13 protein-coding genes are annotated in these 13631 nt (G+C 71.1%); 6 read left to right on the top strand and 7 right to left on the bottom strand.

Going from position 1 to position 13631, the window contains the following annotated elements; genetic code table 11:
- Positions 1 to 7: 7 nt before the first annotated feature.
- Positions 8 to 853 carry a class I SAM-dependent methyltransferase gene (locus ACX6XY_RS03725; RefSeq protein WP_460326260.1) on the top strand — a complete coding sequence of 282 codons (846 nt, stop codon included), beginning with the start codon at positions 8 to 10 and terminating at the stop codon, positions 851 to 853.
- A gap of 23 nt (positions 854 to 876) precedes the next feature.
- Here the strand turns inward: ACX6XY_RS03725 and ACX6XY_RS03720 are convergent, their stop codons facing one another.
- A complete protein-coding gene (locus tag ACX6XY_RS03720; RefSeq protein ID WP_460326258.1) occupies positions 877 to 2676 on the bottom strand; it encodes an NHL domain-containing thioredoxin family protein in 1800 nt (599 codons plus the stop codon).
- Positions 2677 to 2718: 42 nt separating this feature from the next.
- Between ACX6XY_RS03720 and ACX6XY_RS03715 the strand changes: the two genes are divergently transcribed.
- Positions 2719 to 3210 carry an LURP-one-related/scramblase family protein gene (locus ACX6XY_RS03715; protein WP_460326256.1) on the top strand — a complete coding sequence of 164 codons (492 nt, stop codon included), beginning with the start codon at positions 2719 to 2721 and terminating at the stop codon, positions 3208 to 3210.
- Positions 3211 to 3233: 23 nt separating this feature from the next.
- Here the strand turns inward: ACX6XY_RS03715 and ACX6XY_RS03710 are convergent, their stop codons facing one another.
- Positions 3234 to 4043 carry a carbon-nitrogen family hydrolase gene (locus tag ACX6XY_RS03710; RefSeq protein ID WP_460326254.1) on the bottom strand — a complete coding sequence of 270 codons (810 nt, stop codon included), beginning with the start codon at positions 4041 to 4043 and terminating at the stop codon, positions 3234 to 3236.
- A 197-nt stretch (positions 4044 to 4240) separates the two neighbouring features.
- Here ACX6XY_RS03710 and ACX6XY_RS03705 point away from each other — a divergent pair, with 197 nt between their 5' ends.
- The gene (locus tag ACX6XY_RS03705; protein WP_460326252.1) at positions 4241 to 5065 is read left to right on the top strand and encodes a maleylpyruvate isomerase family mycothiol-dependent enzyme; all 825 of its coding nucleotides are present in this window, start codon (positions 4241 to 4243) and stop codon (positions 5063 to 5065) included.
- A 77-nt stretch (positions 5066 to 5142) separates the two neighbouring features.
- Here the strand turns inward: ACX6XY_RS03705 and ACX6XY_RS03700 are convergent, their stop codons facing one another.
- Positions 5143 to 6402, bottom strand: coding sequence for an MFS transporter (locus tag ACX6XY_RS03700; RefSeq protein ID WP_460326470.1), 1260 nt, complete (start codon positions 6400 to 6402; stop codon positions 5143 to 5145).
- A 101-nt stretch (positions 6403 to 6503) separates the two neighbouring features.
- The gene (locus ACX6XY_RS03695) at positions 6504 to 7196 is read right to left on the bottom strand and encodes a GntR family transcriptional regulator (RefSeq protein ID WP_460326468.1); all 693 of its coding nucleotides are present in this window, start codon (positions 7194 to 7196) and stop codon (positions 6504 to 6506) included.
- A 241-nt stretch (positions 7197 to 7437) separates the two neighbouring features.
- Between ACX6XY_RS03695 and ACX6XY_RS03690 the strand changes: the two genes are divergently transcribed.
- Entirely contained in the window at positions 7438 to 8853 is a 1416-nt protein-coding gene (locus ACX6XY_RS03690; protein WP_460326466.1) for a glycoside hydrolase family 5 protein, read from the top strand.
- A 42-nt stretch (positions 8854 to 8895) separates the two neighbouring features.
- Here the strand turns inward: ACX6XY_RS03690 and ACX6XY_RS03685 are convergent, their stop codons facing one another.
- Positions 8896 to 9933 (bottom strand): hypothetical protein, encoded by a 1038-nt coding sequence (locus ACX6XY_RS03685; RefSeq protein WP_460326250.1) that lies wholly within the window; start codon positions 9931 to 9933, stop codon positions 8896 to 8898.
- 212 nt (positions 9934 to 10145) lie between these two features.
- Between ACX6XY_RS03685 and ACX6XY_RS03680 the strand changes: the two genes are divergently transcribed.
- Positions 10146 to 10574 carry a MarR family winged helix-turn-helix transcriptional regulator gene (locus ACX6XY_RS03680; RefSeq protein WP_460326464.1) on the top strand — a complete coding sequence of 143 codons (429 nt, stop codon included), beginning with the start codon at positions 10146 to 10148 and terminating at the stop codon, positions 10572 to 10574.
- A gap of 264 nt (positions 10575 to 10838) precedes the next feature.
- Here ACX6XY_RS03680 and ACX6XY_RS03675 read toward each other — a convergent pair whose 3' ends face one another.
- Positions 10839 to 11516, bottom strand: coding sequence for a class I SAM-dependent methyltransferase (locus tag ACX6XY_RS03675; RefSeq protein WP_460326248.1), 678 nt, complete (start codon positions 11514 to 11516; stop codon positions 10839 to 10841).
- Between the two features lie 170 nt (positions 11517 to 11686).
- Positions 11687 to 12223, bottom strand: coding sequence for a glycine-rich domain-containing protein (locus ACX6XY_RS03670; RefSeq protein ID WP_460326246.1), 537 nt, complete (start codon positions 12221 to 12223; stop codon positions 11687 to 11689).
- A 96-nt stretch (positions 12224 to 12319) separates the two neighbouring features.
- Between ACX6XY_RS03670 and ACX6XY_RS03665 the strand changes: the two genes are divergently transcribed.
- On the top strand, positions 12320 to 13615 hold the full coding sequence (locus tag ACX6XY_RS03665) for a helix-turn-helix domain-containing protein (RefSeq protein WP_460326243.1): 1296 nt from the start codon (positions 12320 to 12322) through the stop codon (positions 13613 to 13615).
- Positions 13616 to 13631 lie beyond the last annotated feature (16 nt).

The raw sequence follows: 13631 nt of genomic DNA, 5'->3' as shown, positions 1-13631 counted from the left end.
CCCACTCATGCAGCACACAGCCAACACCGAGCAGGCGCAGGCGTGGAACGGGTACGAGGGAGCCCACTGGGCCCGTAACCAGGACCGCTGGGACGCCGTGAACGAGGGCTTCAACGAGCCGCTGTTCACCGCCGCCGCGATCAAGGACGGCGATCTGGTCCTGGACGTCGGCTGCGGAGCCGGGTACACGACCCGGCTCGCCGCGCGCCGGGCCGGGAGCGGCCGCGCCCAGGGCCTCGACCTGTCGGGGCCGATGCTGGCGCGCGCCCGCGAGAGCGCGGAGCGCGAAGGCGTCGGCAACGTGTCCTTCGAGCAGGGTGACGCCCAGGTACACCCCCTGCCGCGGGACTCGTTCGACGTCGCGATCAGCCGCTTCGGCATGATGTTCTTCGCCGACCCCGTCGCCGCCTTCGCCAACATCCGCCGCGCCCTGCGCCCCGGCGGCCGGGTCGCGTTCATCTGCGCGGCGGAGCCCGAGGGCAACCAGTGGCTCCAGGCGCTCACCGCGCTCCGCGACATCCTGCCCCTGAAGGGCTTCGGCGCGCCCGGCGGGCCGGGGATGTTCTCGCTGGCCGAGCGCGGCAGGGCGCAGACGCTCCTCGCCGACGCCGGGTTCACGCACGTCGACGCGGCGCATGTGGCGGCGTACGGCACCTGGGGGCGGGACGCCGACGACGCGGCGGCGTTCATGCTGAACTCCGGGCCCGGACACCACGCGGCCAGCCAGGTCAGCGAGGAGGCCCGGCGCCGCGCCCGCCAGCGGCTGACGGACACCCTGCGCGCGTACGAGCAGGACGGCACGCTGCGGATGCGCGGCACCGCCTGGCTGCTGACCGCCAGCCGCCCGGAGTAACGAGGTCGGCGGCGGCGGAGCCCTCAGCCCTCGTCCAGCCCCGCCAGCACCAGCGGCAGCCGGTCCGCGCCGCCCTCGATGAGGCGGACCGGAACGCCCCAGTCCTGCTGGTGCACATGGCAGGCCGGGTATTCGACCGACGGGTCGTCGTCGCAGGACGCCGCCATCGCGGAGACGTGCAGGACGCCCTCCGCCACGGCCGGGTTCAGCTCCAGCTCGCGCGCGAGGTCCGTACCCGCGCCGCCGCCCGACGCGAGCAGCTCCTCCGGCGTGGCCGACACCAGCAGCCTGGTGGACGGACCGTACCGGGTGTCCAGCTTCTGCCCGGCCGGAGCCTGGAACACCACGTCGAGCCGCAGCGCGCCCGGCGCGACCTCCGTCGCGGCGCGCTGCGTACGGTGGGCCACCGCCTCGACCCGTACCGCCTCATCCGGCAGCCGCAGCCGGGTCAGCCGGTGCCGGGCGGACTCGACGACCACGATGTCGCCCTCGACGAGGACGGCGGCGGACGGCTCCCGCAGGTCCGTTGCCAGCGTGGTGACCTCGCCGCTCGCCGGGTCGTAGCGGCGCAGCGCGTGGTTGTACGTGTCGCTGACCGCGACCGAGCCGTCGGGCAGGGCGGTCACCCCCAACGGGTGCTGGAGCAGCGCCTGCTGAGCCGCGCCGTCGCGGTGGCCGAAGTCGAAGAGGCCGGTGCCGACGGCGGTGTGCACCCGCCGGTCGCGGTCGATCCAGCGCAGCGCCGAGGTCTCCGAGTCGGCGATCCACAGCCGCTCGCCGTCGGCGCTGGCCGCGAGCCCGGACGGCTGCGCGAACCACGCCTCCCGCGCCGGGCCGTCGACCAGGCCCTCGTTCGTCGTACCCGCCGCGACCTCGACCGTCCCGGCCTCCGGGTCGTACGTCCACAACTGGTGGACCCCGGCCATCGCGATCCACACCAGGCCGTCGAAGTACGCCACGTCCCAGGGCGAGGACAGATCGACCTCCAGGGCCGGTCCGGACGTACGCGAGCCCTGCCACCACTGCCGCCCGGTGCCCGCGACCGTCTCGACCGCGCCGCTGGCCGGGTCAAAGGTCCGCAGCGCGTGGTTCACGGTGTCGGCGACGATCACCCGCCCGTCCGGCAGCGCCGCCAGCCCCTGCGGCTCGCTGAAGGCGTCGGGCCCGAAGCCGCGTTCACCGCTGCCGACCCGGCGCAGCACGGTCTCGCCGTCCGCCGCGAGTTCCACCAGCTGGTGCCGGGTGGAGTCCGAGACCAGGAAGTTCCCGGAGGGCAGCAGCAGCGCCTTGCCGGGAAAGCGCAGATCGGTCGCCTCCGGCTCCGGCGGTACATACGGGCCGTCGCCGCGCCGCAGCGTGCCCTTCGCCGCGTGCTCGGCCTCCAGCTCCGCGACCAGCCGCTCGATGGCGTGCGCGTGCCCCTCGCCCGCGTGCTGGGCGACGACGTACCCCTCCGGGTCGATGACGACCAGCGTGGGCCAGGCCCGTACGGCGTACTGCTTCCAGGTGGCCAGCTCCGGGTCGTCGAGGACGGGGTGGTGGACCTCGTACCGCTCGACGGCGTCGACGACGGCCTGGTGCTCGGCCTCGTGCACGAACTTCGGCGAGTGCACCCCGATGATCACCACCGTGTCGCGGTGCTTCTCCTCCAGCTCGCGCAGCTCATCGAGCACATGCAGACAGTTCACACAGCAAAACGTCCAGAAGTCGAGAATCACGATCCGGCCGCGGAGCTTGGCGAGGCTCAGCTCCTCGCCGCCGGTGTTGAGCCATCCGCCCCGGCCTACCAGCTCAGGGGCCCGGACACGTGCACGCTTAGCCATAGGCCAAGCCAACCACACCGCACGGAGGAGGGCTCATCCCCCATGAGGTACCTCGTACGCGACCGGGTCTTCGGCATCGGAGACGACTACTGGATCGAGGACGAGCAGGGCCGCAAGGCCTTCCTCGTCGACGGGAAGGCGATGCGGCTGCGCGAGACGTTCGAGCTGAAGGACCCGCAGGGACGGGTGCTCATCGACATCCGCAAGAAGCTGCTGGCCCTGCGCGACACGATGGTGATCGAGCGGGGCGACGAGCCGCTGGCCGAGGTGCGGCGCAAGCGGCTCTCGCTGCTGCGCAACCACTACCGGGTCACCCTCGCGGACGGCAGCGAGCTGGACGTCAGCGGCAAGGTGCTCGACCGGGAGTTCGCCATCGAGTACGACGGCGAACTCCTGGCCGAGGTCTCGCGCCGCTGGCTGCGGCTGCGCGAGACGTACGGTGTCAACGTCGTGCGCGAGGACGTCGATCCGGCGCTGCTGATCGCGGTGACGGTGTGCGCGATCCGACTGTCGGAGCGGGAGCGCGAAGAATAGGGCCGGGACAGGGCGGCTGGGCGTCAGCGGCTCGGGGGCGGGTCCAGGCCCAGCACCCGGTCCCGCAGTACGGGGAACCGCTCGCGCGTCGTCGCGACCTTCGCCGGGTCGAGCTCGACCGTCAGCACCTCCTCGCCCGGCCCCGCCTCGGCGAGCACCTCGCCCCACGGGTCCACCACGATGCTGTGCCCCGCCTGTTCGACGCCCCCGTGCGTTCCGGCGGTGCCGCAGGCCAGGACGTACGCCTGGTTCTCGACGGCGCGCGCCCTGGCGAGCAGCGTCCAGTGGCCGCGGCGGCGCTCCGGCCAGCCCGCGGGGATCACCAGCAGCTCGGCGCCCGCGGCGACGAGAGCGCGGAACAGTTCGGGGAAGCGCAGGTCGTAGCAGGTGGCCAGGCCGAACGTGGTGGCCGGGAGTGACACCGTGACGGGTTCCGTGCCCGCGCCCATCATCGCGGCCTCGCCCTCGTCGAAGCCGAAACGGTGGATCTTGCGGTAGGAGGCGGCGAGTTCGCCGTCCGGCGCGAACACCAGCGAGGTGTTGTAGAGAGTGCCGTCCGGCACGTCCCGCTCCACGAACGACCCCGCGTGCAGCCAGACGCCCGCGTCGCGCGCGGCCTTGCTCATCGCCTCGTACGTCGGCCCCCGCAGCGGCTCCGCCTCGGCGGCGAACGACTCGTACGCCCAGGCGCCCGTGGTCCACAGCTCGGGCAGGACGACCAGGTCCGCCCCGGCCTCACGCGCATGTTCGCGGATCAGGGAAGCGACCCGCTCTCGGCGGGAATCAACCGGTTCGTCAGGGCTTACGTCGATCTGGATGAGCGAGGCGCGCACAGTACCACCGTCCTGGCATTCGAGCGGTCATCACGGCCTACGATCGTCACACGAAAGCACTGCCGGTGGACCGCGGGGCAGCGTAACTTAGGCGTCGAGCCTCCCACGCCGCCTGGTCGTCCGGCCGCTGATCCGCCAGCGGCCGCCAGTGCCTACGAACCGCCCGCGTCAACGAACCGCCCGAGGGGTCCCGTCCTGTGAGTCTCCATCCCAGCCTGCAAACGTACGCCGATGCCTGGAACCACTCCGTAGAGGCGATATCCGAGCTGGTGCAGCCCCTCGCCGAGAGCGAGTGGAACTGGGCGACCCCGTGCCCTGGCTGGTCGGTGCGCGACATCGTCTCCCATGTCATCGGCCTCGACTGCGAGATGCTCGGCGACCCGCGGCCGATCCACACCCTGCCGCGCGACCTCTACCACGTGACCAACGAGCTCCAGCGGTACATGGAGGTCCAGGTCGACGTACGGCGGCACCACACCGCTCCGGAGATGACCGCGGAGCTGGAGTACACCGTCATCCGGCGCGCGCGGCAGCTGCGGAACGAGTCCCGCGACCCGTCGACCCTGGTGCGCGGCCCGCTGGGCAACGAGGAGACGCTCGAAGAGGCCACCCGGAAGCGGGCGTTCGACGTGTGGGTCCACGAGCAGGACCTGCGTACGGCGCTGAGCAAGCCGGGGAACCTGGACTCGCCCGGCGCGCTGGTCACCCGAGACCTGTTGATCCAGGCACTGCCGATCGTGGTCGCCAAGCGGGCGGCCGCGCCCGCGGGTTCGGCCGTGGTCTTCGACGTGAGCGGCCCGGTGGAGTTCCTGCGCACGGTACGGGTCGACGCCGACGGGCGCGGCACGGTGGACGGCTCGCCCTCGCTCGGCCCTGCGGTGACGCTGAGCCTGGACTGGGAGACGTACTACCGGCTGGCCTGCGGCCGGGTGAAGCCCTCGGCGGTCGCCGAACGCGTCAAGGCCGAGGGCGACTCGGCCCTGGCGGAGACCATCGTGCGGAGCTTCGCGGTGTCGGTCTGAGCGGTGTCGCTCTGAGTGGTGTCGCTGTGAGCGGTGTCGCTGTGACCTGACCGCTGGTCCTGGGGTCTGTCCAGGGCCTAGACCGGCACATGCGCCGTCTCGACGCGGCTGGCCACCAGGCGTTCCCGCTCCCGAAGCGCGGCCCGGCGGCGAAGCCGCAGGATCTGGGTGATGCCGAGCGCCTGGAGGACGAACACCGAGGAGAAGGCCACGCGGTAGTCGTCGCCGGTCGCGTCCAGGAGCAGCCCGACGGCGAGGAGGGTCGTCATCGAGGCGGTGAAGCCGCCCATGTTGACGATCCCCGACGCCGTGCCCTGCCGCTCGGGCGGATTGGCGGGGCGCGCGAAGTCGAAGCCGATCATCGAGGCCGGGCCGCAGGTGCCGAGCGTCACGCACAGCGTGACGAGCAGCCACATCGGGGCGGTGTCCGCCGGATAGCCGAGCGTCACCGCCCACACCAGCGCGGTCACGCCGACCGTGCCGACCGCGAGCGGGGTGCGCGCCGCGTGGTGCCGGGCGATGACCTGCCCGTACACCAAGCCGATGGCCATGCCGGACAGCACCGTGAGCGTGAGCAGTTCACCGGCGGCGGTACGGGACAGACCCTGCGCCTCGACCAAGTACGGCATCCCCCACAGCAGCGTGAACACCATCATCGGGAACTGCGTGGTGAAGTGCGTCCAGAGGCCCATCCGGGTGCCGGGTTCCCGCCAGGCGTCGGCGATCTGACGGCGTACGAATCCCGCCCCGCGCTCCCGTGCCGACGGCGCGGGCGGCGGTGCGTGCCGTCCGCCCGGATGGTCCCTGAGGAACAGCAGCGTCAGGACGAGGACGAACAGGCCCGCCGCCGAGCTGCCGACGAACGCCGCGGTCCAGCCGACCTCGTGCAGCAGCCGGGACAGCACCAGGGTCGAGACGAGGTTGCCGCCCATCCCGATCAGCCCGGCCAGCTGGGCGACCAGCGGGCCGCGCCGGGCCGGGAACCAGCGGTTGCCGAGCCGCAGCACGCTGATGAACGTCATCGCGTCGCCGCAGCCGAGCAGCGCCCGCGCCGCCAGCGCCATCTCGTACGAGGGCGACAGCGCGAAGCCCAGCTGCCCGGTCGTGAACAGGACGATGCCGAGGGTCAGCACCCGCTTGGTGCCGAGCCGGTCGACCAGCAGCCCGACGGGTATCTGCATGCCCGCGTAGACCAGCAGTTGGAGTATGGAGAAGGTGGACAGGGCCGAGGCGTTGACCTGGAAGCGGTCGGCGGCGTCCAGTCCGGCGACGCCGAGCGAGGTACGGAAGGTCACGGCCACGAAGTAGACCGAGACGCCGATCGCCCAGACGGCCACCGCCCGCCGCCCGCCAGGCGGGTCATACGCCGCCGCGCCGTCGCCCGCCGCGCCGTCGCCCGTCGCGCCGTCGGACCCCGAATCGTCAGCCGCTGACGCGCTCACCCGGCCTCACCCCGGACCAGCACCTTGACCCAGCCCAGGTGATCGCGGACACGGGCGGCCGCGAGCTCCGCGTCGCCCGCCTTGAGCGCTTCGAGGATCTCGGCGTGCTCGACGATGTTCTTGGCGACCCGGTCGGGGTGGGCGTGCATCATCGCGACGCCCATCCGCAACTGCCGGTCGCGCATCTGGTCATAGAGCCGGGAGAGGATCTCGTTCCCGCCGTTGCGGACGATCTCCGCGTGGAAACAGCGGTCGGTGACGGCGACCGCCGCCAGGTCGCCGGTCGCGGCCTGCCGCCGCTGCTCCGCCACGAGCTCCTCAAGGCGGGCGAGTAGCGCGGCCGGAGCCGGAACCGCCTTCCGCGCCGCGAACTCCTCGACCAGCAGCCGGGTTTCCACCACGTCGGCGATCTCCTGCGCGGAGACGGCGAGCACCAGCGCGCCCTTCTTCGGGTAGAGCTTCAGCAGCCCTTCGACCTCCAGCTTGAGCAGCGCCTCACGCACGGGCGTACGGGACACCCCCACCGCGTCGGCCAGTTCGCCCTCGGTGAGCAGCGTGCCGCCCTCGTAGCGGCGGTCCAGCACACCCTGCTTGACGTGCTGGTAGACGCGTTCGGCGGCGGGCGGCTGCTTCACGGAAGCGGAAGCGGAGGCGGAGGCGGAAACGGAGGCAGAGGCAGGCGCGGACATGGGGGCTACTGGCATGCGCACAGCATAGATACAACATGGGTACGAGAGGCTCCCCCGTCCGGGATGCGGACGAGTACGACCCCTTGCCGTCAGACCCCGGCACCCGATTGGCTGTACACCGCCAACTCCAGACGGCTCAGCCCGCTCAGCCCGCTCAGACCGCTCACCGTGCCGGAGGCCGCCCGTGTCCCAAGCCCGCCGCGCGTACCACTCCGCCCTCGGCGCGCTCATCTGCTGCGCCCTGCTGACCGGACTGACCGGACTGACCGTACTCACCGCCCCGGCCGGTGCGGCCAGCGCGGCCAGCGCGGCGCGGCCAGGGCAGCACCAGGCCCCGCCCCGACTGACCCCGCCCCGACTGACCGACGACCACGGCCGCGTACTCACCCTCCGCGGCTGGAACGTGGAGGACAAGGCCAACCGAGGCGACCAAGCCCTGTCCGCGATCACCGAACGGCACTTCCGCGACCTGCGCGCGCAGGGCTTCAACTTCGCCCGTCTGCTGGTCTTCTGGGACGACCTGGAGCCCCGGCGCGGCCAGTACAGCGAGCGCTACCTGCGCAAGATCGAACGGATCCTGGACTGGGCCCAGCGCTACGACATCCATGTACTGATCGACGCCCACCAGGACGTCTTCGGCCCCGCCTTCAACCACCGCGGCATCCCCGCGTGGGCCACCCGCACCGACGGCCTGCCCTTCACGCCACGCCCCGACGACTGGTTCTCCGAGTACTTCGAGCCCGCCGTGCAGCGCGCCTTCACCCACCTCTACGAAGACCCGGACCTCCAGCGCGCCCAGGCGGGGATGTGGCGGGTCCTGGCCGCCCGCGTCGGCGGCCACCCGGCGGTGCTCGGCTACGACCTGATCAACGAGCCCATGGGCGAACTACGCCCCGGCGAGGACCTGCCCACCGCGGCCCGCCGCATCGAACGCGACCACCTCACGCCCATGTACCAGCGCCTGGCGAAGGCCGTCCGCGCGGTCGACCGGGACAACTGGCTGTTCATCGAGCCGACGCCGATCGTGGGCGAGGCGGTCCCGACGGGCCTCGGCCGCGTCAAGGACCCGAAACTGGTCTACTCGCCGCACTTCTACAACACGGCGATGGAGGCGGGCCAGGACTACGACCCGTCCGCGGGCTGGATCGAGGCGTACGAGGCGGCGGTCGTCCGCTACCCGACCCGCCACCGCGTCCCGGTGGTGGTGGGCGAATGGGGCCCCCTGAACAACACGCTCCCGAACATGGGCCGCTTCTACCGCGACGCCCTCTCCTCCCTCAACCGCTACAGCTCAGGCTGGGCGGGCTACGTCTGGTGCTACGGCGGCGGCTACTGCGCGGTGGACGCCGAGGGCCGCTTCCGTACGAACAAGGAGCAGACGGCCGCCCCGTACGCCCCGGCGGTAGCGGGCCGCGTCCGCACCGACCACTGGCAACCGGCCACGGCGACCTACCGCTTGACCTACCAGGCCCGCCCAGCGCGCGCTGCCCGAGCCGGAACCGAACTCTCCCTCCCCCCGTCCCCCACCGGCTGGCGCATCAAGGTCACCGGCCGAGCCCGCCCGGACACCACGTCAGTGCCACCGGGCGAGCACGCGACGGTACGCGTCCACGCCCGCCCCGGCGCCCACGTACGCGTCACCGCCACCCCACGCTGAAGATCGTCCACCCTCTCATCGGGCGGCGGCCCGGCAGTCGCCTCATACGCCGACGGCCTCCTCCATCTCCTCTTCCAGCTCCGCGTCGGCCTCCCGTACGGGCTCGGGAGCCGGGCGGCGGCGCCGTTCCGCCAGAGCCGCGACGGCGGTGAGGGCCAGGCCCGCCGCCAGCCACGCCGCCAGCGTGAGCACGCTGCGGCCGAGGTCGTGGCCGTCGAAGTACAGGTGTGACCGCACGCCCTCGACGAAGCCCGCGCCGTTCCAGAAGGCGTGCAGCGAGCCGTAGAAGCCGTTCTGGAGCTCGGGCCGGAACAACCCGCCGGAGCTGGTGAAGTTCAGCATCACGAACAGCACCATCATCGCCAGCGTCGTCCACCGCTTCAGGAACGTGTGCAGGCCGAGGCCGATGAGCAGGATGCCCGCCGAGTACAGCCAGGCCATGCCCCACACGCCCCACAGGCCGTGGTGCGCGAGGTGGAAGACGGGCCCGGCGAGCGCCGCGCCGATCAGGCTCACGGCGAAGGACACGCCCACGGCGAGCCCCGCGCGCGCCCGCATCCGCAGCGCCCCACCCGCGGCCCCGAGCACGGCGACGGAGGCGTACGAGCCGATGCTCACGGCGACGAGCAGGAAGAACAGGCCCTGGCCGGTCGGGTCGTCCCGCACCGGCGCGGCCACGTCGGTGACCTTCAGGGGCGCGCCCTGCGCGGCGGCCAGAGGCGTGAAGACCTTCTGCGCCGCGAGCGCGCTCATGTCGGAGCCCGCGGAGGCCACCAGCAGCTCGGGCGTCTTGGCGTCCGGTATGTAGGCGCCCGCGATGTCGAGGGACTTCAGGTCGCTGACGGCCTCGGCGCGGGAGGGGAGCGTACGGACGTCCAGGGCGTCGCCCGCCGCGCCCCGTACGGACTGGGCGAAGTCCTGCGCCCGCGCGTCCGCGCCGACGACGGCGACCGGCAGGTCGCGCGGCTCGGGCGTGACGAAGGCGCTCATGTACGCGAGGCCCATGCCCAGGCACATCAGCAGGGGGGTGACCAGGTGGACGAGGACATGACCCAGGGGGCCACGGGGGGTGGACGTCATACAGACCCTCCAGATAGTTGGCAAATACAACCCATCGCTTATGTTGTACTATACAACCACTGAGGGAGAGGCGAGAACCGAGCGAGAGAGGCGGAGCCGTGGCCGAGCAAGCACCCGACCGGAGCGCGGCCGACGAGGCCGTCGGGGCCGACGCCGTCGAGGCCGTCGAGGCCGTCGGCCGCGACGAGTACATCGAGATCATCCAGCGCGAGATGACCGCGTTCGCCCGGCGCGCCCGCGCCACCGCCGCGCGCATGCACCCCGAGCTCTCCCTCGTGTCCTTCACCCTGCTGAGCCACCTGGAGCACCAGCAGGGCTGCCGGGCCACGGACCTCGCCGCGTACTACACGCTGGACAAGTCGACGATCAGCAGGCAGGTCGCGGCCCTGGAGAAGGCGGACCTCGTGGAACGCCGCCTGGACCCGGACGACCACCGGGTCCAGGTACTCCACCTCACCGAGCGGGGCGCGGGGGTCCTCGCCCAGGTCACGGACAGCCGCAGAGCGGCGTTCCGGGAACGCCTCGCCGAGTGGGGCGCGCCGGACCTGGAGCGGTTCGCGGAGTACCTGCTGCGGTACAACGCCGGGGCGGAAGAGGAAGACGAGACGCCTGTACGCGCGAGCGGCGCGGTCGATTCCTGACTACGGGCGCGTCGTTCTGGCTGATGATCCCGGCCTGCCGCTTGATGGCGGTGTCGCCGAAGTCCTGGGCGGTCAGGCCCTCCCCCTCCAGCACCTTGGCAGATCGACACCACCCGGCCGGGATGCCCCCGTACCCCTGACGGCCCAGCGCGAACGCGCCAGGTGGACGCAACATCCACGGGCCCCTTCCCGGCACGGCGTTGGCGAGCCCGGCGCCACACCAGCACCAAAGCCACCGCCCCCAGCGGGCCTCCCGGAACAGCGCTAGTCAGGCCCGCCGACGATACGAGCGCGCACAAGGAGCGTGCCCACATCCGCAGGGTCCGGAGCCTCCAGGACCTGGGCGTCGATGTCGGTGAAGCCGTTGCGCTTGAGGGTGTCGTCCCACGTCTCCGGGGCGTAGTTCCAGCGCAGGACGGTGAGCTTGCGCCCCGCGAGCCCGTTGCCGTACATCGCTTGAGGTCCGTAATAGCCTTCGATGGGCTCGGCCTGGCTGAACGCGAAGACTCCGCCGGGGTTGAGCCTCCTGGCGACGAGCGGGACGAGGTCGTCCGGGTCGGTGAACCAGACGGCGCCCCAGATCGAGAAGACCGCGTCGTATGTCGCCTCAGTGCTGGCGAGGAATTCCGTCGCCTCGGCCTGGACGAACCTCAGATGCTCGACACGGCCCCACCACTTACGCGCCCGTTCCACCTGGGCAGGAGAAAAGTCCAACGCGGTCACGTCAACGCCCCTGCGAGCGAGAAAGGCGGCTTCCCTGCCCTCCGCCGAGCCGAGCTCCAGCACGGTACGCGGCTCGCCCAGGAAATCGGCGGCGGGACCGTGGCCGGGGTGCTGCGTCCACTCGAAGGTATCGGCCTCCGGGGCAGAGGGTTCGCCGTCTCCCTTGTGGGGCTTGTAGGCGTCCCAGTATTCGGGGAGATTCCGTGACGAGTGAGACATGCGACTCCTCCGGAAGGCACAGGTTCGGGGCGTCCGTCAGGCTGGACACCGTACCCACCGGTCTCACGTGATCACTGCTGGAAGGCGCGTTTTCATCCGCAAGGGCTTCCGAGTGACAGACGGCGGCTCGGGAGCGCAGTGCGGCGCTCCCGAGCCTGTTCAGGTCCGCGTCAGTGGCAATTCTCGCCAGGTCGGCAAGGCCCGCACTTCGAGTAGTCGCGTTCCCACAGCTTCCAGTCGACTTCAAAGCCGTTGGCAGCGAGTATCCGCGCGGTGCGCTCCACCGACCCGTCGTGCTTGAACTCGATCTCAGGGATGTGCTCCAGGAACCGGCCGTCGAAGTGTCGGTGACAGAACTCCCGGTAGTTCCTGGTGTCGAGGATGAACGTGTGAACGGCCATGTCGACGAGTCGACCGCAACACATCTCCAGGCCCTGACCCCACTTTTCCATCGCGGTGATCAGGTAGGCAACGGCCTGACCGAACAGCCGGTTCGCCATCACCTCATCGAACGGGTGATCCCGTACGAGGAGTGCGATCTCGCGGTCCCACACCTGAGGGGATACGAAGTCCCGAGGGTCTCGGACACGGGTCTCCATCGCTGTCGTCATGCTGACCTCCATGGTCTCGTTCGGGCCGGCCACCAAACTCGGCCCGTGTTTCAAAGACACCACGGCCAGCGCGCCATAAGTGATCAACTCCCGCACTCCGCAAGAGATTTGCAGAGCATGAAAAGCGTGTCGCCGCATCGTCGGGCCAGAGATACCGTGAGGTGAGCCCGGCCCCGGCCAGTGGGAGGGACGATGCGCGGCATAGATCCGCTGTGGGATACCGCCAAGGTTCGTGCACTCGTCGCTCGTCGCGATGCCGGAGGGCTTATCCGTGTGGGGCGTGGCAACCGAGGGTGGCGGCAAGCCGACCTTGGCCGCCGCGTCGGGTGCTCGATCGCCACGGTTTCACGTATGGAGCAACGTGGCAGAACGGCTGACCTACGCCTCTTGCACAGAGCCGCCCAGGCGGTCGGAGTTCCTTCAGATCTCCTGGCGGCGGCACTCGGGCTCGTACCCCTCCAACCCACTAAGGTTGCGGCGGATGGTCCACGTTGCGTCGAGGAGGACCCAATGCGCCGCCGGACCCTGCTCGCGGCCGCTGGACTGGCGGCACCCGCGCATCTGCTGCTCGCCGATGTGGATGAGGCCCTCGCGAACGTGCCCGCCCCGACCTGTTCGGCTGTCCCTCTTGACACCCGGCTAGCACGGGCGCGGGCTCTCTTCGACGCCGGGAAGCACGCAGCCCTGCTGGAGGCGCTCCCCGGACTGCTCGGCGACGCACACGACGCGGCCCAAGCTCGCTCCGACCTCGCCCATGCACGCCTCTCCGCCTGCTACAGCCTGGCCGCACAGGTACTTGTCAAGATCGGCCGCTACGATCGCGCGCGGCTCACCGCCGACCGCGCGACCATCTACGCCGACCTGTCCGGCTCGCCGCTCGTATCTGCCGCGGCCGCTCGGGAGCTGAGCATCGTGCTACGCCACCAAGACCAGTCCGAGGCCGCGCAACGGCTCATCATGAACGCCTCGAACAAGGTGGAGGCGACCGGACTGGCCACCGATGCCCAGGCATCGGCGTACGCTCAGATGTTGTGCACGACTTCGTACACAGCGGCGCGGGCCGGGGACCGTGATCAGGCGGTGGCCATGATTCGGGAAGCGTCGCGGGCAGCACGACGGCTTCCGGAAACGGCTCCGAGTGGTCGACTGTTCCCTATCACTCCGGCCGCTGTCAGCCTCTACGAGGTAGGTATTCACTGGGCACTTGGCGACGCCGGCACCGCCTTGCAAGCGGGCCGGGGGCTTCACGAGTCCCTGTTCACCACGGCCGAACGCAAGGGCCGGATGCACACCGACCTGGGTCGCGCGTGGTGGCAGTGGGGGAAGCCCGAACAAACGACCGCTGAGCTGCTCGCCGCGCTCCGCGTCTCGCCGGGCGAGGTCCGCGACCGCCCAGCGATTCGGGAGATCGCCCACGAGCTGAGCACACGGCACCCTCGCGTGACGGGTGTACGTGAGCTGGCCGTGGCTGTCGGCGTACGGAACTGACAAGCTCGGCGAGATC

It is taken from the genome of Streptomyces sp. O3 (genome assembly GCF_054788135.1).
The sequence above is the reverse complement of the archived record's forward strand: the minus strand, read 5'-3'. Positions and strand labels throughout refer to the sequence as shown.